This is a genomic window from Streptomyces sp. NPDC057099 (assembly GCF_042671245.1).
Lineage (GTDB): Bacteria > Actinomycetota > Actinomycetes > Streptomycetales > Streptomycetaceae > Streptomyces > Streptomyces purpurascens.
Window position 1 is genome coordinate 131,659 of the sequence record NZ_JBHUTX010000005.1, and the last position, 18,417, is coordinate 150,075.

The window sequence follows — 18,417 nt, forward strand, 5'->3', positions numbered from 1 at the left end:
CGGCACTCGGCTCGCTCGGCTCCATGGGCGGCCTGTTCTCCACCACCGTCCTGTACTCGATAGGCAGCGGCGTCGCCGTCGGCGGCGGCATCGCGCTCCTCCTCGTCGCCGTACGCGGCCTGCCCGCCAAGCCCGACCACGAGAAGCAGAAGGCCGCCGAGCGGTGGAGCGAACTGATCCGCTTCGCCGGCCAGCGCGGTTCGCTCGCGGCCATCGTCGGCCTGGTCGTCCTGCTCCTCACCCGCTGGGCCGTCGCGGGCATCGCCGCCGGCGTTCTCGTCTTCTTCTGGGACCGCCTGTTCGGCGGCGCCGGGGAGGAGCGGGCCGCCATGCGCCGCGTGGAGGCCCTCGCCTCCTGGACGGAGTCTCTGCGCGACACCATCGCCGGCGCGGTGGGCCTCGAACAGGCCATCCCGGCCTCCGCCCGCGCCGCGGCCCCGGTCCTGCGTCCCCACCTCGACGCCCTCGTCGACCGCCTGCGCTCCCGCACGCCGCTGCCCGAGGCGCTCCAGCAGCTCGCCGACGAGATCGACGACGCCTCCGCCGACATCATCGTCGCGGCCCTGATCCTCAACGCCCGCCTGCGCGGACCCGGTCTGCGCCAGGTGCTCGGCGCCCTCGCCAAGTCGGCCCGCGAGGAGGTCGACATGCGCCAGCGTGTGATGGCCCAGCGGTCGTCCACGCGGCGGTCGGTGCAGATCGTCGTAGCGGTCTCGATCTCCTTCGTCCTCGGCCTGTCGATCTTCAACCGCGAATTCGTGGAGCCGTACGGGACGCCCGCCGGCCAGCTCGTCCTGGCCTGTGTCTGCGGCCTGTTCGCGCTCGGCTTCTGGTGGCTGCGCAAGCTGTCCACCATCGAGACGCCCGAGCGCTTCCTGGTACGGGACGAGGCAGCCGTCCAGTTCGTCCGTCCCAGGACGCCGTCGCAGCAGTCGCAGCAGTCCCAGCAACTGCCGCAGGAAGAGGGGGCACGCCGATGAACCTCACGATGCCGCTCGTCGTCGGCGCCGTCATCGGTCTGGGCATCTACGCCCTCGTCCGCGCCCTCATGCCCAGCAAGCGGAGCGCGATCTCACAGGTCGCGCGGATCGACGCGATGCGGGCGCGCGGCTCGGCGTACGAATCGGCGCGCCGCGAACGGGAGAAGGGCCGCCTCGGCGCGCTGCGGGCCGAAGTCGGCCTGCGGGTCTCCGAGTTCTACCTCCAGCAGGGGTGGGAGCAGCGCTCGCTGCGCGCCGACCTGGCGGTGCTGGAGCGCAGCTGGGAGAAGTTCCTGGCGACGAAGGTGCTGCTGGGTGTGGCGGGCCTGTTCTTCGGCCCGTTCCTGTTCGCCATCGTCTGGACCCTGGGCGTCGGCAAGAGCCCGATCATCCCGGTGTGGCTGGCGCTGCTGTTCGCGGTGGTCTTCTTCTTCCTGCCCGACCTCGAGGTACGGCGGGACGCCGCCGACAAGCGGCGCGACCTGCGGCGCGTGATCGGCGCCTACCTCGACCTGGTGTCGATGAGCCTCGCCGGCGGACGCGGTCTGCCGGAGGCCCTGATGGCGGCGGCGGAGGTGTCGGACGGCTGGGCCAACCAGCGCATCCGCAACGCCCTGTCCGACGCCCGTATCACCGGCCTCAGCCAGTGGCAGGCGCTCGGCCAGCTCGGCGAGGAGATCGGCGTCGAGGAGCTCAAGGACCTCTCCGCCTCCCTGGCCCTGGTCGCGGACGACGGAGCGAAGGTCCGCGAGTCCCTCGCCTCCCGCGCCGAGACCATGCGGCACCGCGAACTCGCCGAGATCGAGGGCAGCGCGGGCGAGAAGTCCCAGTCGATGCTCGTGGCGCAGCTGCTGCTGTGCGCCGGGTTTCTGGTGTTCCTGATCTTTCCGGCGGCGATGCGGGTGTTCCAGGTGCAGTGAGCCGTGCATGAGCCTTGCAGCGACCTTCACAACTCCAGAACTTCCGTGAACCGATTTCGAAAGGACAAGACGTCATGAACGGACGCAACTTCCACACCGGCATCCCTGCCGTGGACTTCCTGGTCACCTTCCTGCAGGCCCGCACTGAGCGTGCCCGCTCCGGCGAGCTGGACCGCGGTGCCTCCGCGGTCGAATGGGTCATCATCTCCGCGGTCGTCGTGGCGATCGTCGGTGTCGTGGCCGCCATCATCAACGCCGCGCTGAGCGAGGGCGCCAACAAGGTCGGCGACTGCATCAAGGGCGCGGACGCGGGCAAGACCTGCTGATCGCCGATCGCCTGATCGTCGTAGAGGCAGTCGCAGGGACAGACGTAAGGACAACGGGGTCACGGGGATGCCGGCAGACGTGAGCAGACGGGTACGCCGCAGGGTGGAGGCCGTACGGAAGAGGGCGGCCGCCCGCGGTGACTCAGGCATGACCGCGATCGAGTTCGTGCTGCTCACCCCGGTGCTGTTCTTCATGATCTTCGCGACGGTGCAGTTCGCCCTGTACTTCTTCGCGGACCACGTGGCCCAGGCGGCGGCCCAGGCGGGAGCGCGCAAGGCGCGTGCCACGGCGAACGAACACCCGGGTGCCTGGCGGGGCGAGGCACAGGACGTGGTGGACGCCTACATCCGCCAACTCGGCCCGCAGCTGGTGCTGGGGCCGGACGTGACGATGCTCCAGCCGGACCAGAACACGGTGGGCGTGGAGATCGCTGCCCGGGTGCCGACGGTGTTCCCGGGCCTGGATCTGACGGTGCACGCGCAGTCGGCGGGCCCGGTGGAACGGTTCGTCCGGGAGGAGAACTGATGGCTCTCTTCCCTCCAGACGCTCCTGCGAAGGACGGCCGGTCCATGGACGACGATCGGGGCCTGTCCACGGTCGAGGTCGTGATCCTCGCCCCGGTGATGATCCTGTTCATCCTCGTCCTGGTGGCCTTCGGCCAGCTCGTGGACGGCCGCGGGGCGCTCGACGGAGCGGCCCGGGACGCGGCCCGCGCGGGCTCGATCCAGAAGAACCACGCCACCGCCATGGCCGAGGCCAAGAAGGCCGCGGAGGCGAACCTGACGGATGTCTGCGCGGGTCCCGTGTCGGTCGTCCAGACGAGCGACGGCTTCGAGCCCGACACCATCTTCACGGTCGAGGTGAGCTGCGAGGTGCGAGGCCTCGCCATGCTCGGCCTCGACGTCCCGACGACGCTGACGGCGAGCTTCAGCTCTCCGCTGGACCCGTTCCGGAGGTCGGCGTGAGCCACAACCGCTCGTACCGGCCGTCGTTGCGCTCCTGGTGGGCGGCCCGTCGCAGCCACCTGGACGACCGCGGCTCGGGCGCCGGCGCGGTCATCATCTTCACGCTGGTCTTCCTCTCCCTCTCCGCGTTCGTGATCGACGGCGGACTGTCCATCTCCAAGCGGGAACGGGCGGCCGACATCGCGGAACAGGCGGCCCGTTTCGCCGCCCAGGACATCGACCGCGAGGCCCTCTACGACGATGTGGGCGGCCCCGCTCCGATCAATTTCGAGAACTGCAACGCCCGAGTGAAGGCCTTCGCACGCGAGATGGACATGACGGGTGCGGACATCGCGGCGACCCACTGCGTGGCGGCGACCGCCGCGCAGGTGGAGGTCGACGTGCAGCTCACCTACTCCCCGGTCTTCACGGGGATGTTCTACGGCGGCGACGTGGTCGTCCACGGGCAGGCGGTGGCAGAGAACGAGGTCCAGTGAGGCCCTGTCACCCTCGCTGAGCACCGATCCCCCCACTGGAGGTACACCCCCATGCGCACACGCACGACCACGGCGGCCGCGACCGCCCTGACCGCGGCGGTGGCGCTGCTGCTGACGGGCTGCGGTGGCTCGGAGACGTCGGACAAGAAGGACGACGACAAGATCGCGGGAGCGGACGCGGGTTCGGGTTCGTCGAACCCGTCGGCGTCGGCCCCGGCCGACGACATCGACCGGCCGGAGATCAAGCTGCCGGCGGATGTGAAGAACGTCTTCGAGGGCGGCACGACCGGTGACCCCGTCAAGGACGCCGTGCTCGCGGACAACGAGCGGATGATCAACTCGATCGACGAGGCCATCACCGTCGACGCCGACAAGCACCCGGCGCTCAAGTTCTACAGCAAGGACGACGCCCTGCTCGCGGCCGCGACCTACGTCGAGTCCTTCTACGACGCCGGAACGTCATGGGCCGGCGAGACGCGCTACTACGACCGCGAAGTCACCCTGGACGGCGAGACGTCCGCCACGATGACGTACTGCGGTGACGAGACGAAGTCCAACAGCAAGGACCGCAAGACCAAGGAGGTCAAGCAGGCACCGGGGTCCGCGGACGACTACGTGTCCTACAACGCGCGGATGCAGAAGAACGCGACGGGTGTCTGGCAGGCCGTGAAGGTGACGTCCGAGCGAGGAGCGGAGAAGTGCCGACCGTGACATGCATGCGTACGCGAGCCGGGGTCGCCGCCGCGCTCGCCCTGCCGCTGGCTCTCATACCGGCGATGGCGCAGGCCGGAGGCAAGACGGACCAGGGCGCCAGTCTGGGGGATGCACAGGGCGGCAAGAAGGGCCAGAACATCACCGTCCGGACCAAGGTGCGGACGACGGTCGACGGTGCTCCGGGTTCCACGAAGTCCGGCTCCCTGTCCTCCACCGACAGCAACTGGACACCCCCGGCCTGCTGGTACGAGCCCGCGTTCTCGCCCAAGGAGATCCAGTCCACGGTGAAGTCGTGGCGGAACTTCGACATCTCGTTCTTCTACGGGATCGGGGACTTCATCGGCGACTCCCTGGACGTGCGGTACAAGGACGGGCACCCGTACAAGAACTACAACCTGGACAAGCAGGGGGAGGGAATGTTCTGGGCGGCCGCGGTGAACCCCAACCGCAAGGACGAGCCCGAAGCCCTGTCCTGCGACAAGCCGCCCTTCTGGGTCGACGAGGGCGAACCCCCCAAGGAACCCCTGGCCGTCTCCCCTCAGGTCCTCGCGGAATACGCCTACGACGAGCTCCCCGTTCCCGACACCGAGATCAAGATGGCCCCGACGGGCAAGTCGACCGTCAACCTGCCCACCTGGATCTGGCTCGACAAGGCCAAGTTCAAGAAGCTCTCGGTGACGGCGAGCCTCCCCGGCACGGGCCTGTCGGCGACCACCACCGCGGAACCCGTCTCCCTACACATCGAACCGGGCACGGCCGACGCCGAGACCTACCCCGCCTCCGGCGAATGCGCCATCAACGAAGACGGCAGCATCGGCGAACCGTATGCGAAGGGCAAGGCCGGCAAGACCCCGCCCTGCGGCGTGAGCTACCTGCGCTCCACGGGCGACGGCGAGTCCTACCCGCTGAGCGCCACGGTCACCTGGAAGATCAACTGGACGAGCACGAACGGCGACGGCGGCGACCTCCCTGACGGCACATTCGGTACGACCCAGGACGTGACGGTGCAGGAGATCCAGTCGGTGAACCGCTGATCCGGAACATTCGACGGATCTGCACACCGTTCACCGCGGGGTCGTAGGCATCCCGGGCAGGAACCGCGCTCGGCGCATTTCCCGCGCCGCGCAATACATTCCTGTATCGCGAAGCGGCGGAAGATGTGAAGAGGGCGCGGTACCCGGTGACCGAATGGTCACACCCATGAATCAGGCCCCCGATATCCACCGCACCCCCATGACCACTGACTGGCCGCCCCTTCTCCCGGCGTGCTTTGATCGGTCACGCTCGAGCACTTCGAATTATTGAACGAAGGGAACCACCCCCCCATGGCCTTCACCCCGCAGATCGAGACCGCCCAGATGTCCGACGCCGAGCTGGACACCATCGCCGGCGGCCAGGCGGGCGCCGCCGCGGGTGCCGGCGCCGCAGCCGGTCTCTACGTCGAGACCTCGGCCGCCGGCGTCAACGCCGGTGTCGGCGGTGGCGTGGGCCTCGCCGTCTCGCCCCAGGGTGTTGCGGCGGACCTGCACCTCAACGCCGCCGTCGCTTCCTGACGAAGGCACACGAAAGGCCCCGGATCTCAGGATCCGGGGCCTTTCCATCTCTCCTGGACAGCGGGCTACTTCCCCCCGCCGTCCCCCTTGCCACCTTTACCGCCCTTGCCGCCCCGCTTGTCCTCGGTCTTCATGGCATCGTTCGCCTTCTTGGCAAGCTCGTCATCAAGCTTCTTGAACTCGCGAACAACCGCATCGGACATACTCGCCAACGCATCGAGCTGCTGCGTGATGTCCTCGCGCCCGTCTTCCCAGTTGGACTCGAAATCCCCGAGCGCGTCATTGACACTGCCGTCGCCGATGTCGTCCTTGTAGGAGTCGAAGAGCTTCTTGGTGTGATTCAGACGGGTCTTGAGGGAACGAAGCCGGCGCCCGTAGCCCTCCAGCTCCGTCAGCGGGAGCGCGAGGTCGCTCTTGCCCTTGCCCATACGGCAGTCCCCCAACGTCCGACACTCTGATCCCGCATGAACCGTACCGCGAGCCGATCTTTCCGTCGAACGGTTGTGCCTTGTAAGTTCGCGCGTGCATTCGGTTGTTGACGTTGATGTGCGTGGCACGGGGTTGCCGGGCACGCTCCTGGAGGTTCTTTGTCGTGGACGAGGGCGGGCGGCTGAAGATCGAGTGTGTCCAGCTCGTCGGCTCCGGCGGATGGCATCTTCAGCAAGCTGGTCTTCCACCTCTTGGAGTTCCAGATCGGGGGCATCGTGAGCAGCACCTACGCATACCGCTTCCGTGGCTCACGGGGTGGGCTCGCCGCCGACCTGACGGCCGAGTCGGGCGCGCCCGCCGACGGTGACGCCCATCTGCAAATCGAACGGAACGTGTGCCTGACGCTACCCCCGGGAGTCAACTGGCGGGACGCGGCCTGGCTTTCCTTTGGCCTCGCGGTACACGCACCCGAACTCGTGTCGCGGCACCCGGAAGGACTCTGCGTCAGAGTCACATCGTTGGTCTTTCCCCATGCCTATTTCCGCTCGGAAGTCGCGGCATTGGTCATGGATGGCTGGCTCCGGCAGGAATTCGACCTTCCGGACCGTGAGCTGAGCGTTGCCTTCGACGCGGCAGGGGACACCTACAGGTTCCAATGGGGAGAGCACAAGGAACCGTTCTCGGACGACCTCGTGCACTAGGGGGTGTCTGACAATTCCGGTCTGATCAGCGAGATTCGGCTGAGCTGGCAATCAGGAGGTGCGCCGATCGGCTGGGGGGACTGGGCAGTGGCTACGAACGGCGGGCCAGTAGATGGGCGTCGAGGAAGCCCCGATCAGAGGCTGGATCGTGGAGCAGCCGGGCGAAGGGATCGAGCCCAGCATCGCCCAGCAGTTCGGCGAGGCGATCCACCGGCCAGCTGTAGGCGGGCGCCACCTTGTGGTCGAACCGGACCGGTTCTTGTCCGTCGGTCCCGAAGAAGGAGACCAGGAGCAGACCGTCCGGTGCCAGGACGCGTACCTGTTCGGCGAGCAGCTCCGGTAGTTCCCCCGGAGGGGTGTGAATCATTGAGTAGTGGGCCAGTACGCCGCCGAGCGTGGCGTCCTCGATCGGCAGGGATTCCATCCGCGCCTCTTGGAAGCGCAGCGCCGGATGGGCCTGCCGGGCGTGGTCGACCATGCCGGGGGCAAGGTCTAGTCCGAAGGCGTCCAGGCCGAGTTCGTGCAGCATGGCTGTCAGATGTCCGGGCCCGCACCCGACGTCCGCTGTCCGCAGGTTGCCCGTCGCGCGCACCAGTTCGGCGAAGGTGCCGATCATGGCCCGGGAGAAGGGCTGTGTTTCCAGCCGGTTTGCGAACAGCGATGCGTACAGCTCGACGACACCGTCGTAGGCCGTCCTGGCCTCGTCCTGATGATTCGCCACGGGCAGGACTCTATAGCCGGTCTGATAATTGATCTTGTGGCAGGTCGAGGTGAGTTGACGGATGCGGCATGGAGGCGGATAGAGCCTCTTTTGCCTCAGGTGGACGGACGGGGCCGTCCGTGGCGTGATCACCGGCAGGTGGTCAACGGGGTGCTGTGGCGGCTGCGGACCGGGGCTCCGTGGCGGGATCTTCCCGACCGGTTCGGGCCGTGGCAGACCGTCTACGAGCGGTTCGCCCGCTGGGAGGCGGACGGCACCTGGGCACGGTTGCTGGAGCACGTTCAGGTCCGCGATGACGCGGTGGGCCGGGTGGAATGGACCGTCTCCGTCGACTCCACCATCAACCGAGCCCACCAGCACGCAGTCGGCGCCCGCAAAAAGGGGATGTGAACGGGGACGAACTGGAAGATCCGGGCCGCTCGCAGGCGCGCCAGGCCCTCGGCCGCTCCCGAGGCGGACTGACCACCAAAGTCCATCTCGCCGTCGATGGCCGGGGCCTGCCCCTGTCGATTGTGCTCACGCCCGGCAACGTCAAGAACCTACGGCGTTCGGCCAGGTCCTCGACGGCATCCGCACCCCGCGCCTCGGCACCGGCCGCCCGCGCACGACACCGGACCGTGTGCTGGGTGACAAGGCGTATTCCAGCAGGGCCATCCGCCATCTGCTGAGGCGCCGGGGCATCGCTGCCACGATCCCCGAGCGCCGCGACCAGGCGGCGAACCGCCACCGACGCGGAGCCCTCGGCGGCCGGCCGCCGGCCTTCGACAAGGTCACCTACCGCGACCGCAACGTCGTCGAACGATGCTTCGCCCGCCTCAAGCAGTTCCGCGCGATCGCGACCCGGTTCGACAAGCTCGGCGACCGCTACCGTGCCGGAGTTGTCCTGGCTTCCTTGATCCTCTGGCTCCGCGAGTCCACGGGGTAATCATTTGTCAGACAGGCCCTAGTGGCCTTGTCCAGCCACTCCCAGGTCGCCCGGCACCGTGCCCTCACCTGGAGCACTTGCCTCGCTCGGAGCGAACCGACGCGTTCTGCCAGACGCCCTGATCGTTCTTCGCCAGGGAAACCGCGTAGAGGACGTAAGGGCTCGTGTCTGCCGGATTCCCCTCGACCTTGCCGGTCTTGCGGTGCCTGGTCTTGGCCTTGCTCTCGTCCGTGCAGTAGCTGAGCGACGCTCCCCTGCGGTTCTCTGCCAGGGTGACCTTGGGGTTGAAGGCCGGCAGGTCACCGATGACAGTCAGGTTCTTGTCCGTGTAGGACTTGATCCACTCCTTGGTCAGCCCGTGGACGCCCTCGGTGTCGTAGAAGGCGACGGCCTCGCTGTCCGGGTCGTCCGCGATGATCGCCGCGTATCCGGCCCGGACTTCCTCCTTGGCATCATCGAGCACCGCCTGCTGGCCGGGGTTGTTGCTCGTCCAGTCCTCGAAGGTCAACCGGAAGCTGCTCGGGAGGGTGATCTCGGGGCGCCCGGGGCCGGACGGCGTCGATGCCCCAGCCGAAGCCGACGCGCTCGACTCCGTGTCCGCGCCCTCCACGCCGTCCGACGACTTGTCGTCACCCCCACCGCAGGCCGTGAGCAGCAGTGCCGCTGTCGCGGTCAGCGCGGCGGCGGTGGTGGTGGTCAGTGCGCGGCGTGCCAACGTTGGTCTCCCCCGGTGTTCACCGTATGCGACAGGGAACGAAGTTATCAGGGGCAGGCCATGGGTTCTTGAGAGGCAGTGGTGGGTGGAGTGGGGAAGGTGAGGAATCCCCGTGGCAGTTGCGAACGGTGCGGTCGGCCCCGGTAGTCAGCGGTTGATCGACTGGATCTCCTGGACGTTCATGTCCTGGGTGGTCTCGAAGGTGCCGTCGGGGAGGTCGCCGTCGGAGCCGTCGGAACCCTGCCAGGTGATCTGCCACGTGACGCTGGCCGAGAGTTCGTAGGGTGTGCCGTTCGAGGCGCGGAGGTAGCGGATCCCGCACGGCGGGGTCTTCTCGGCGTCGCCCTTGGAGTACGGGGTGCCGATGCTGCCGTCGTCGTTGATCTCGCAGTCGCCGGATGCCGGGAAGACCTCGGCGTCCTCGGTGCCGGGCTCCAGGTGGAGGGCGATCGGCTTGGCGGTCGTCTCGGCCCACAGGCCCGTGTTCGGGAGTTCGGCGCGGACCTTGACGTCCTTGAAGGTGCCCTTGTCCAGCCACACCCAAGTGGGAAGGTTGACCGTGGACTTCGCCTCCGGCTTCAGGTCGACCTTCGTCTCGGGGACCTTGACCTTGTTGTAGGCGTACTCGGCGAGCGTCTTCGGGGTGGGCGCGTTCGGGTCGTCCGGCATCTCGCCGGCGTCGGCCCAGAACATGATCCGGCCGCAGTCCCAGGAGTCCGAGGCGTTGGGGTCCGGTGCCACACCGCGCCAGAAGTAACCGTCCTTGCCGAGGTTGTAGTCCTTGTACCCCTCGGCCATGCTGTTCTTCGACGCGTGCATGTCGAAATTCTCCGCGGGCTTTCCGTCGCGGTAGTGGTCGGTCCAGAGTCCCTTGCCCCACCAGGACTCGTGGATACCGACATCACCGCCACTGTCCGTGTCCACGAACTTCTTCAACTGCGCCGGAGAGAAGGCGGGCTCGTACCAGCAGGCAGGCGGCTTCCAGTTGGGGTCGACCGTGCCGAGGTTGCCCTCTTTGCCGTCGCCGCCCCCGCCGCTGGGATACGAGAGCTTGATGTTGGAGACAGAGGCCGACAGCCCTCCCTTTCCGTCGGAGCCACCTTGCGGAGGGGGTGTGGCCTGGCCGGGGACCGGCTTGTCGGCATGAGCCGGGCCGGCGGTCCAGACGAGGGATCCCGCCGCCAGGGCCACGATCAGCTTCGTTCGCCTGGATGCGGTCAGCCTCGGCATTCCTCCGCCTTCCCCTCGACGGTGACCTGCTGGGCGCGCCACACCGGCTTGCCCTGCACCGACGCCATGAGGATGGTGAACTTCTGGTAGCTCGCCAGGCTTTCCTTCGTGCGGTGGATCTTCTCGGACTTGACTTCCTTGCCGTAGACCTTGGACTGGTCCTCACAGAAGGTGACGTTGACCGTCTTGACCTTCTCCGACTCGTCCACCGGGTTGGTTTCGGCCTGGTAGTACCGGTCCTTGCCCGTGAGGGTCCAGCCGCCGTCCGCATACTCCTTGATCTGCGAGTTCGCGTACTGGGCGGCCTGGCCCGACGAATAGAACTGGAAGGCGGGGTCCGCCGGATCCTGCTTCGTGATGCCGTGGTTCAGCGCGCGGATGTAGTTCGCGGCGTCCTCGAGCGCTGCCGCGCTGTCCTGGTCCGACGGCTTCTCGAAGTCGAAGACCAGATCCAGGTCCTTCGGGACGCTCACGTCGGGCCGGTCGACATCGGTGGACCCCGAACCGGAGGAAGCCGAGGCAGAAGGGCTCTTCGAGCCCTTGTCCGCTCCCTTGATGTCGTCCGACGAGTCGCCGCCTCCGCCGCAGGCGGTGAGCAGCAGGGCGGCTGTCGCGGTGAGCGTGGCGGCTGTCGTTGTCAGAGCGCGGCGGGCCACTGGCGTTCTCCCCCGAAGTTCGATCGTCTTCCTGCGTGTGCGGTAGGGAAGGAAGCTATCAGGGGTGGGTCATGGGCCCTTGAGAGACAGTGGTGGATTGTGTGGGGAAGGTGAGGAGTGTGACGTGGCGGTTGCGAACGCCGGGTGCTGTACAGGCGGAGCCTCGGCGGGGCCGGACGCGGACGCCGATACGCTTCGTCGCTCCGCCCGCCTGATTGTGAGGGGTGCGTGAGGGTTGTGCGGGGCACCTGCGGCGGAGGCTGTTTCGATGCCCGGCAGTAAGGCCGAGCGCATGCGGTCAGCCGGGCAAACCGGACGTCAACGCGCCTCCTCCCCTCCACCCTTCGACGACCTCAATGAGAGTCCATAAGATCTCTGTAGGCTCAGCACACCCCTTACTTCACAGCTCTGCCTCACGGCACTCCACACACGACCCCAGGACACCCGCCATGCCGCGACGCCGCACCTCCAGCTCGTCAAGCTCGACGGGAAGTACTACGGGAGCGACGGCCCCAAGGAATCGGACGCCGCAGCCGGTGAGGATCCGGCGGCGGTCGTTCGGGGACTTCGTCAAGGCGTTCTTCGCCTTTGTCGCGCTGGCCGTTCTGCTCGTCGGCGTGCCGGGCGCGCTGGCCACGCAGATCGGGTGGCCGTTGCCGAACGGTGTGCCGAGCTTCGACTGGCTGCAGCAAGAGATCACCGTTCAGACGTTCCTGAACATCCTCACCGTCGTGGTGTGGCTGGCGTGGGCGCAGTTCACCGCCTGCGTGCTCGTCGAGATGAAGGCCGCGCTGTCGGGTGTCGGCGTGCCGGGACGGGTACCGGGCGCCGGACCCAGTCAGTTGCTCGCGCGGCAGCTCGTCGCCGCGCTGCTGCTCGTCGGCGCCACGGCCGCCAGCTTCGCGCCCGGGCTGTCGCAGCTCGGGCAGACGTACGACGCCAACCAGAAGCCCACCGTCGCCTCGGCCCAGCAGACCCCGGGCGGTCTCTTCGCCCAGCAGCAGGAGCAGGCCGCCGACACCGCGTCCGCCCTCGCCGAGCAGGCCTCGCACGCCGCCTCGCACGCCGAGGCCGGCGGCAGCACCGCCAAGCAGGGCGACACGAAGTACTACCGGATCCAGCCGCCCGAGGGACGTCACCACGACTCCCTGTGGGAGATAGCGGACCGGCACCTCGGTGACGGGCGTCGCTACAAGGAGATCTTCGAGCTCAACAAGGACCGCGTCCAGCCGGACGGGTCCAAGCTCTCCGAGGCCAGTCTCATCCGGCCCGGCTGGATCATGGAGATGCCGGGCGACGCGCGCGGCGGCGACCTCGTGGAGATGCCCGACGAGGCTCCCAATGTCTCGCCCGATGTGCAGCAGCAGATCAGCGACTACGCGCAGAGCGGCGATCACGCCCAGGGCGGCGGGGGGTCCGGCGCCCAGGGCGGTGGGCACGAGCACGCCGGTGGTGGCGCCTCCCAGGTGTCCCTGCCCGAGCAGCGGCCCGCCCCGGACACCGGACACCAGCAGGCCACCAGTGTCGACGCCGAGTCCGACAGCTCCTTCGGCCTGCCTGAAGCGCTTCTCACCGCTCCCCTTCTCGCCGCCGGTCTCCTCGGCGCCCTGGGGCGGCGGCGCCGGCAGGCGCTGTGGCAGTCGGCGTTCGGGGCCATCGGCGGGCGGCGCGGCATGGAGCCGCCCACGCCGACCGGGGATGCCCAGGACGTCCAGGACGCACTGCTCGTGGGCGCCGACCCCGAGGGCGTACGGCTGCTCGACCGGAGCCTGCGGGGGCTCGCCGCCTCCCTCGCCGAGGAGTCGCGCGCGCTGCCGGTCGTGTACGCGGCCTGGCTGAGCAACGGCGACCTGCACCTCCAGCTCGCCCAGCCCGCCGGAAAGCCGCCCGCCCCCTGGCAGCAGGGGCAGGACCAGACCTTCTGGATGCTGGCCAGGACCGACGCCGAGCGCTACGAGGACGTCGACACGGCCGCTCCGTACCCGGGGCTCGTCAGCCTCGGCACCATGGACGACTCGCGGCTGCTGCTCAACCTGGAGGCGGTGCCCGGCATCGTCTCGCTGAGCGGCCGGGAGGCCGACCGGGCCGCCGTCTTCGCGTCCGTCGCCGCCGAGTTGGCGACCAACGGCTGGTCCGACCGCATGACCATCACGCTCGTCGGCTTCGGGGAGGACCTGACGCCGCTCGCCCCGAACCGGATCCGGCACCTCGAGGACATCGAGGCGCTCGTCGAGACCATGGAGGCCGAGACGCGGCAGCGCCGGGGCGCACTCGGCGCCGCCGGGCACGACTCCGTGCTCACCGGCCGCACCGGGCCCGCCCAGCACACCCGCTGGGCCCCGCACCTCGTCCTGCTCGCCGCCCATCCGTCCGCCGAGGACGCCGTCAAGCTCGCCGAACTCGCCTCCGACGCCGGACGCCTCGGCATCGGATACCTCGTCGGCACCGAGACCGGCGATCTGCCGGGCGCCGCCTGGGAGATGGAGATCACCGGCCAGGGCAAGCTGCTCGCGCCCCTGCTCGGGCTCGAACTCGACGCCCAGCTGCTGCCCGCCGCCCAACAGCGCGCCGTGGTCGAGCTGTTCACCGACGCCGACCCCGAGCGCGAGACGAACGGACCCGTGACCACCCCGCCGTTCCTCGTCGACATCAGCGAGCACGGGCGGCCGGCCGTCTACGCCCGTCTCGTCGGGCCGTACGAGATCATCGGCCTGGACACCCCGGACGGGGAGCGCAGCCCGCTGCTGCACGAGGCGCTCGCGCTGCTGCTTCTGCACCGCGAGGGCGTGCACCCGCGCGTGCTGGCCTCGGCGCTGTGGCCGCGCGGCGTCACCGACGACGTACGGGACGCGCTCCTGGACCGGCTGCGGGTGTGGCTCGGCGCCGACCCGGACGGCACGCCCCGCCTCGGCCGGGACGGGACCGGGCGGCTCACGCTCGCCAAGTCCGTCGTCTCCGACCTGGACGTGCTGCGCTCGCTCTACCACGAGGCCACGCAGGGCAAGGGCGTCGACAGCCGGGCCGTACGCGGGCGGCTGCTCACCGACGCGCTCGTCCTGGTGCGTGGGCCGCTGCTCGCCGACCGGCCCGAGGGCCGCTACCGGTGGCTCACCCACGAGATCGTCGACGCCCAGCTGCCGCTGCTGGTCGCGGACACCGGGCTCGCGCTGTGCGAGTTCCACATGGAGAGGGACCGCGCCGAGAAGGCCATCGAGGCCCTGAACGCGGCCCTGCGCACCGCCCCGGCCGACGAGCGCCTGTGGCACGAGCTGCTGCGCGCCACCCACGCCACCGGCGACACGTCCCAGCTCACCGCGCTCGCCACCGATCTCATCGGCCGCAGCGGGGCCCGGGGCCTGCCGCCGCGCACCGAGGCACTGCTCGACGAGCTGCTGCCGACGTGGCGCGACGCGATCGCCGCGGTGGGATGAACGCCGGGCTGCTGATCGTCGCCGCCGCGCTCTGGGGTGCGGCGGCGGGAGCGTTCCTGCCCCGCGCGGCCTATCGCTTCTCGGCCGAGGCGGGCGAGCCGTGGCGCGACAGCTGCCCCGGCGGGCATGCCCTCAAGGGCTGGCTGGGACGCGCCGCCTGCCCGGAATGTCCGGAGGGTGAGGACGCCGGATACGGGCCCCGTACGACCCCCCTGGTGATCGCCACCGCCCTCGTCTGCGCCGCCCTCGCCGCCGCCACCGGTACCCGCCCCGAGCTCGGCGTCTGGCTGCTGCTCGCCCCCGTCGGGGTCCTGCTGACGGCCGTCGACTTCCGGGTGCGGCGGCTGCCCGACCCGCTCACGCTCCCGTTCGCCGGGGCCGCGCTCGCCCTGCTCGGCCTCACCGCGCTCGTGCCCGAGCACGCGGGGGAGTGGACGACCGCCCTGCTCGGCTCGCTCGCGCTGGGCGGCGGCTACTTCGTGCTGTTCCTCATCAACCCCGCGGGCATGGGCTTCGGGGACGTCAAGCTCGCCCTGGGCACGGGGGCGGTGCTCGGCTGGTACGGCTGGCCGACCGTGATGCTCGGCACCTTCGCCGGGTTCCTGCTGGGCGCGCTGTACGGCGGTGCCCTGGTCGTCGCGCGGCGGGCCTCGCGCAAGACGGCGATCGCGTTCGGGCCGTTCCTGATCACGGGCGCTCTGCTGGGACTGCTCGTGGGCGCCTACACAGCCTGACGTCCGGTCCGCGCAACCCCTGCACGACGGCCTGACGTCCAGTCCGCACACCCGCTGGCGTACGCTGGCCTGGTCCGTCCACAACCCTTACGAAAGGGACGCCCGGTGACCGAGAAGGCCGACCTTCAGCCCATCCTCGACCGCGCAGCCGCCGGTGGGCGGATCACCCCGGACGAGGCGCTCGCGCTGTACCGCGACGCCCCGCTGCACGCGCTGGGCGCCGCCGCCGACGCCGTACGCCGCCGCCGGTACGCGGGAACCGAGCACATCGCGACGTACATCATCGAGCGCAACATCAACTACACGAACGTGTGCGTCACGGCGTGCAAGTTCTGCGCGTTCTACGCCCCGCCGAAGGCCAAGGACAAGGGCTGGACGCGCGACCTCGACGACATCCTGCGCCGCTGCGCGGAGACGGTCGAGCTGGGCGGCACCCAGATCATGTTCCAGGGCGGCCACCACCCGGACTACGGCGTCGAGTACTACGAGGAGCACTTCGCCGCCATCAAGCAGGCTTTCCCGCAGCTGGTCATCCACAGCCTGGGGGCGTCCGAGGTCGAGCACATGGCCCGCATCTCCAAGGTGTCGGTCGAGGAAGCCATCCAGCGCATCCACGCCGCCGGGCTCGACTCCTTCGCCGGTGCCGGTGCCGAGCTGCTGCCCGAGCGGCCCCGCAAGGCCATCGCCCCGCTGAAGGAGTCCGGCGAGCGCTGGCTGGAGATCATGGAGATCGCGCACGGACTGGGCGTGGAGTCGACGTCTACCATGCTGATGGGCACCGGCGAGACCAACGCCGAGCGCATCGAGCACCTGCGGATGATCCGGGACGTACAGGACCGCACGGGCGGCTTCCGCGCCTTCATCCCGTACACCTACCAGCCCGAGAACAACCACCTGAAGGGCCGTACGCAGGCCACGCTCTTCGAGTACCTGCGGATGATCGCGATCGCGCGGCTCTTCATGGACAACATCGCCCACATCCAGGGCTCCTGGCTGACGACGGGCAAGGAGGTCGGCCAGCTCTCCCTGCACTACGGCGCCGACGACCTCGGCTCGATCATGCTGGAGGAGAACGTGGTGTCGTCGGCCGGCGCCAAGCACCGCTCCAACCGGCTGGAGATCATCGACCTGATCCGCAAGGCCGGGCGGGTGCCGGCCCAGCGGGCGACCACGTACGAGCACCTCGTCGTGCACGACGACCCGGCGAACGACCCCGCCGACGACCGCGTGGTCTCGCACTTCTCGTCCACGGCCATCGAGGGCGGCACGGCTCACCCCGAGCTCAAGCTGCTCGCCCCCAACTAGGCGGCGGCGAGCAAGCGTTGGAGACGATCCACACGGCGGACGCCGTCCGCATCACCTGGGACTCCGATCCCGTCAAGAACGGCGCCGTGGTCGTCGGACGGGACCGGATCGGTGCCGTCGGGAAGCTCGGCGACGTGCGCGGGGCGTTCCCGAAGGCCCGGGTGCGCAGTTGGCCCGGGACCCTCGGCCCCGCCCGCGTCCACGAGGGCCCGCTCCCGGACGCCCCGAGCCCGCGCGAGCGCGTCCACGCGGTGCTGAAGCTCGGAGCGGTGGCGGTCCTGGAGGAGTACGTCGACTCGGCGGAACTCCGGGCCGCCGCCGAGCGCAACGACGTCGTCGTCCTGCCCACCACGCGCCGGCCCGCCCTCGTGCCGACCGGCCGGGCCGACCTCGCCGTCTTCGACGAGGCCGGGGAGTGCGTCGCGACGGTGTGCGCGGGGCGGCTGGTGCACCGGCGGCGCTGAGCAGCGCCCTTCCGACGCGCGCTTTTCAAGCGCCTTGTCGATTCGTCAGCCCGTGAACTCCGCCGCGAACGCCCCCGAACTCTGCTTCACTCCACTGCAGTCGGTCGCCGGCTTGTCGGTCTTCGCCCCGTCCGCGCACTGCCGGTCCCGGGCCGCCGACCACATCGACACCCACCCGATGCCCTTGCCCGCGGCGAAGGCGCGGACCTCGGCGGCGTCGGCGAGCGTGAAGGTCTCGCCGTCGACGTCGTTGACGCCGATCATCGAGGTGAGCGCCATGCCCCGCCAGGCGGCCGCGTCCGACGTGCCGAAGACCTTCTTCAACTGGGTGTGCGAGGCCTTGGCGGCCGCGAGGGCGTAGCCGCCCATGTCGCCGTCGAACGACGAGCCGTAGTTCATCGTCATCAGATTGACCGTGGCGACCTTGACGCCGTTGTCGTTGGCGGAGGCGAGGAGCGCCAGGCTGTCCTTGCCCAGTCCGGACGGCATGACGGGCAGCGTGAAGGAGACCTCCAGATCCGTACGTTCCTTCTGGAGCAGCGCGATCGCCTTCGAACGCACCTCTATGGAGGCGGAGTCGGCCAACTCGTCGCCCTCGATGTCGAAGTCGGCCCGGGTGGCACCGGCCGCGTCGAGGGCCTTGCCGTACGCCGCCGCCAGCTCCGGCGCGCTGTCGCAGGCCGCCGCGAGTTCCTTGCCGGAGGCGCCGCCGAAGGAGACCCGGACCTGAGCACTGTCCCCCTTCAACTTGGCGATACGGGACTTCACCGCGGAATCGTCGATCGCGTCCGTGCCGTTCCAGCGCGGGGTGCAGCCGCTGCCGCCGGCCAGCACGAACGCCAGGTTGTACGTCGTGGGGGAGCCCGCGGAGTCGGTGCCGGAGGCGTCCCTGGCGTCGACGTACGGGGCGTACGCGGTGCTCGTGCCGGTATCGGACTCGGAGTCGGACCCGGACTCGCCGGGGGATGAGGCGCTGGGCGCGGCCGACGCCGGGGGTGCCGGACGGGCCGCCTCGCCCTGCTCGGAGCAGGCCGTGGTGGCCAGGGCGAGCAGACAGCCCAGTCCGACCGCCGCCCGCTTCCGGTGACTCCTCATAGCGCACGCTCCCGTTCTCGTGAGGTCATAAAGGTCCAAACCCCTAGTACGTTTCCCGGCAGCAAACGTCTCACGA

The 18,417-nt window shown here is 69.4% G+C and carries 20 protein-coding genes and 1 pseudogene; 15 read left to right on the forward strand and 6 right to left on the reverse strand.

The window, feature by feature from the left end; all coding sequences use genetic code 11:
- Positions 1 to 23 precede the first annotated feature (23 nt).
- The 9 genes from ACFT4A_RS09145 to ACFT4A_RS09185 all read left to right on the forward strand — a co-directional run bounded on the left by ACFT4A_RS09145 (position 24) and on the right by ACFT4A_RS09185 (position 5,935).
- Positions 24 to 980, forward strand: coding sequence for a type II secretion system F family protein (locus ACFT4A_RS09145; protein ID WP_382827709.1), 957 nt, complete (start codon positions 24 to 26; stop codon positions 978 to 980).
- A complete protein-coding gene (locus tag ACFT4A_RS09150) occupies positions 977 to 1,900 on the forward strand; it encodes a type II secretion system F family protein (protein WP_359887480.1) in 924 nt (307 codons plus the stop codon). Before ACFT4A_RS09145 ends, ACFT4A_RS09150 begins: the two co-directional genes overlap by 4 nt.
- A 74-nt stretch (positions 1,901 to 1,974) precedes the next feature.
- A complete protein-coding gene (locus ACFT4A_RS09155) occupies positions 1,975 to 2,226 on the forward strand; it encodes a hypothetical protein (protein WP_010041603.1) in 252 nt (83 codons plus the stop codon).
- Between the two features lie 67 nt (positions 2,227 to 2,293).
- Positions 2,294 to 2,752, forward strand: coding sequence for a TadE family protein (locus ACFT4A_RS09160; protein WP_382827371.1), 459 nt, complete (start codon positions 2,294 to 2,296; stop codon positions 2,750 to 2,752).
- A 44-nt stretch (positions 2,753 to 2,796) separates the two neighbouring features.
- The gene (locus ACFT4A_RS09165) at positions 2,797 to 3,192 is read left to right on the forward strand and encodes a TadE/TadG family type IV pilus assembly protein (RefSeq protein WP_382827373.1); all 396 of its coding nucleotides are present in this window, start codon (positions 2,797 to 2,799) and stop codon (positions 3,190 to 3,192) included.
- Positions 3,189 to 3,668: a pilus assembly protein TadG-related protein gene (locus ACFT4A_RS09170; protein WP_382827375.1), complete on the forward strand. Its 480-nt coding sequence runs from the start codon at positions 3,189 to 3,191 to the stop codon at positions 3,666 to 3,668. Before ACFT4A_RS09165 ends, ACFT4A_RS09170 begins: the two co-directional genes overlap by 4 nt.
- A gap of 51 nt (positions 3,669 to 3,719) precedes the next feature.
- Positions 3,720 to 4,379, forward strand: a complete 660-nt coding sequence (locus ACFT4A_RS09175) for a hypothetical protein (protein WP_382827376.1) — start codon at positions 3,720 to 3,722, stop codon at positions 4,377 to 4,379.
- Between the two features lie 5 nt (positions 4,380 to 4,384).
- Positions 4,385 to 5,416, forward strand: coding sequence for a hypothetical protein (locus ACFT4A_RS09180; protein WP_382827378.1), 1,032 nt, complete (start codon positions 4,385 to 4,387; stop codon positions 5,414 to 5,416).
- Between the two features lie 291 nt (positions 5,417 to 5,707).
- Positions 5,708 to 5,935, forward strand: a complete 228-nt coding sequence (locus tag ACFT4A_RS09185; RefSeq protein WP_382827380.1) for a hypothetical protein — start codon at positions 5,708 to 5,710, stop codon at positions 5,933 to 5,935.
- Positions 5,936 to 6,000: 65 nt separating this feature from the next.
- Here ACFT4A_RS09185 and ACFT4A_RS09190 read toward each other — a convergent pair whose 3' ends face one another.
- Positions 6,001 to 6,363 carry a hypothetical protein gene (locus tag ACFT4A_RS09190; RefSeq protein WP_382827382.1) on the reverse strand — a complete coding sequence of 121 codons (363 nt, stop codon included), beginning with the start codon at positions 6,361 to 6,363 and terminating at the stop codon, positions 6,001 to 6,003.
- A gap of 195 nt (positions 6,364 to 6,558) precedes the next feature.
- Here ACFT4A_RS09190 and ACFT4A_RS09195 point away from each other — a divergent pair, with 195 nt between their 5' ends.
- Positions 6,559 to 7,065, forward strand: coding sequence for a hypothetical protein (locus ACFT4A_RS09195; RefSeq protein ID WP_382827384.1), 507 nt, complete (start codon positions 6,559 to 6,561; stop codon positions 7,063 to 7,065).
- A 91-nt stretch (positions 7,066 to 7,156) separates the two neighbouring features.
- Here ACFT4A_RS09195 and ACFT4A_RS09200 read toward each other — a convergent pair whose 3' ends face one another.
- Positions 7,157 to 7,786, reverse strand: coding sequence for a class I SAM-dependent methyltransferase (locus tag ACFT4A_RS09200; RefSeq protein WP_382827386.1), 630 nt, complete (start codon positions 7,784 to 7,786; stop codon positions 7,157 to 7,159).
- A gap of 36 nt (positions 7,787 to 7,822) precedes the next feature.
- On the opposite strand from ACFT4A_RS09200, the pseudogene ACFT4A_RS09205 reads away from it, so the two are divergent.
- Positions 7,823 to 8,733, forward strand: a pseudogene (locus ACFT4A_RS09205) (IS5 family transposase).
- Between the two features lie 42 nt (positions 8,734 to 8,775).
- Here ACFT4A_RS09205 and ACFT4A_RS09210 read toward each other — a convergent pair.
- The 3 genes from ACFT4A_RS09210 to ACFT4A_RS09220 form a co-directional block, all read right to left on the reverse strand.
- The gene (locus tag ACFT4A_RS09210) at positions 8,776 to 9,426 is read right to left on the reverse strand and encodes a hypothetical protein (RefSeq protein WP_382827388.1); all 651 of its coding nucleotides are present in this window, start codon (positions 9,424 to 9,426) and stop codon (positions 8,776 to 8,778) included.
- 147 nt (positions 9,427 to 9,573) lie between these two features.
- Positions 9,574 to 10,656 carry a hypothetical protein gene (locus tag ACFT4A_RS09215; protein ID WP_382827390.1) on the reverse strand — a complete coding sequence of 361 codons (1,083 nt, stop codon included), beginning with the start codon at positions 10,654 to 10,656 and terminating at the stop codon, positions 9,574 to 9,576.
- Positions 10,644 to 11,312 carry a hypothetical protein gene (locus tag ACFT4A_RS09220; protein ID WP_382827392.1) on the reverse strand — a complete coding sequence of 223 codons (669 nt, stop codon included), beginning with the start codon at positions 11,310 to 11,312 and terminating at the stop codon, positions 10,644 to 10,646. The genes ACFT4A_RS09215 and ACFT4A_RS09220 overlap by 13 nt, the downstream gene beginning before the upstream one ends.
- A gap of 449 nt (positions 11,313 to 11,761) precedes the next feature.
- Here ACFT4A_RS09220 and ACFT4A_RS09225 point away from each other — a divergent pair, with 449 nt between their 5' ends.
- The 4 genes from ACFT4A_RS09225 (at position 11,762) to ACFT4A_RS09240 (ending at position 17,246) form a co-directional block, all read left to right on the forward strand.
- Entirely contained in the window at positions 11,762 to 14,743 is a 2,982-nt protein-coding gene (locus tag ACFT4A_RS09225) for a BTAD domain-containing putative transcriptional regulator (protein ID WP_382827394.1), read from the forward strand.
- A complete protein-coding gene (locus tag ACFT4A_RS09230) occupies positions 14,740 to 15,477 on the forward strand; it encodes a prepilin peptidase (RefSeq protein ID WP_382827396.1) in 738 nt (245 codons plus the stop codon). Before ACFT4A_RS09225 ends, ACFT4A_RS09230 begins: the two co-directional genes overlap by 4 nt.
- A 105-nt stretch (positions 15,478 to 15,582) precedes the next feature.
- Positions 15,583 to 16,782, forward strand: coding sequence for a cyclic dehypoxanthinyl futalosine synthase (mqnC, locus tag ACFT4A_RS09235; RefSeq protein WP_382827398.1), 1,200 nt, complete (start codon positions 15,583 to 15,585; stop codon positions 16,780 to 16,782).
- 17 nt (positions 16,783 to 16,799) lie between these two features.
- On the forward strand, positions 16,800 to 17,246 hold the full coding sequence (locus ACFT4A_RS09240; RefSeq protein WP_382827400.1) for a hypothetical protein: 447 nt from the start codon (positions 16,800 to 16,802) through the stop codon (positions 17,244 to 17,246).
- Positions 17,247 to 17,291: 45 nt separating this feature from the next.
- Here ACFT4A_RS09240 and ACFT4A_RS09245 read toward each other — a convergent pair whose 3' ends face one another.
- Entirely contained in the window at positions 17,292 to 18,341 is a 1,050-nt protein-coding gene (locus ACFT4A_RS09245; RefSeq protein ID WP_382827402.1) for a chitinase, read from the reverse strand.
- Positions 18,342 to 18,417 lie beyond the last annotated feature (76 nt).

Bases quoted from the DNA above. Each gene is read 5' to 3' on its own strand.
- ACFT4A_RS09145 (WP_382827709.1), top strand. From the start codon at position 24: ATGGGCGGCCTGTTCTCCACCACCGTCCTGTACTCGATAGGCAGCGGC.
- ACFT4A_RS09150 (WP_359887480.1), top strand. From the start codon at position 977: ATGAACCTCACGATGCCGCTCGTCGTCGGCGCCGTCATCGGTCTGGGC.
- ACFT4A_RS09155 (WP_010041603.1), top strand. From the start codon at position 1,975: ATGAACGGACGCAACTTCCACACCGGCATCCCTGCCGTGGACTTCCTG.
- ACFT4A_RS09160 (WP_382827371.1), top strand. From the start codon at position 2,294: ATGCCGGCAGACGTGAGCAGACGGGTACGCCGCAGGGTGGAGGCCGTA.
- ACFT4A_RS09165 (WP_382827373.1), top strand. From the start codon at position 2,797: ATGGACGACGATCGGGGCCTGTCCACGGTCGAGGTCGTGATCCTCGCC.
- ACFT4A_RS09175 (WP_382827376.1), top strand. From the start codon at position 3,720: ATGCGCACACGCACGACCACGGCGGCCGCGACCGCCCTGACCGCGGCG.
- ACFT4A_RS09180 (WP_382827378.1), top strand. From the start codon at position 4,385: ATGCGTACGCGAGCCGGGGTCGCCGCCGCGCTCGCCCTGCCGCTGGCT.
- ACFT4A_RS09185 (WP_382827380.1), top strand. From the start codon at position 5,708: ATGGCCTTCACCCCGCAGATCGAGACCGCCCAGATGTCCGACGCCGAG.
- ACFT4A_RS09190 (WP_382827382.1), bottom strand. From the start codon at position 6,363: ATGGGCAAGGGCAAGAGCGACCTCGCGCTCCCGCTGACGGAGCTGGAG.
- ACFT4A_RS09215 (WP_382827390.1), bottom strand. From the start codon at position 10,656: ATGCCGAGGCTGACCGCATCCAGGCGAACGAAGCTGATCGTGGCCCTG.
- ACFT4A_RS09225 (WP_382827394.1), top strand. From the start codon at position 11,762: ATGCCGCGACGCCGCACCTCCAGCTCGTCAAGCTCGACGGGAAGTACT.
- ACFT4A_RS09230 (WP_382827396.1), top strand. From the start codon at position 14,740: ATGAACGCCGGGCTGCTGATCGTCGCCGCCGCGCTCTGGGGTGCGGCG.
- ACFT4A_RS09245 (WP_382827402.1), bottom strand. From the start codon at position 18,341: ATGAGGAGTCACCGGAAGCGGGCGGCGGTCGGACTGGGCTGTCTGCTC.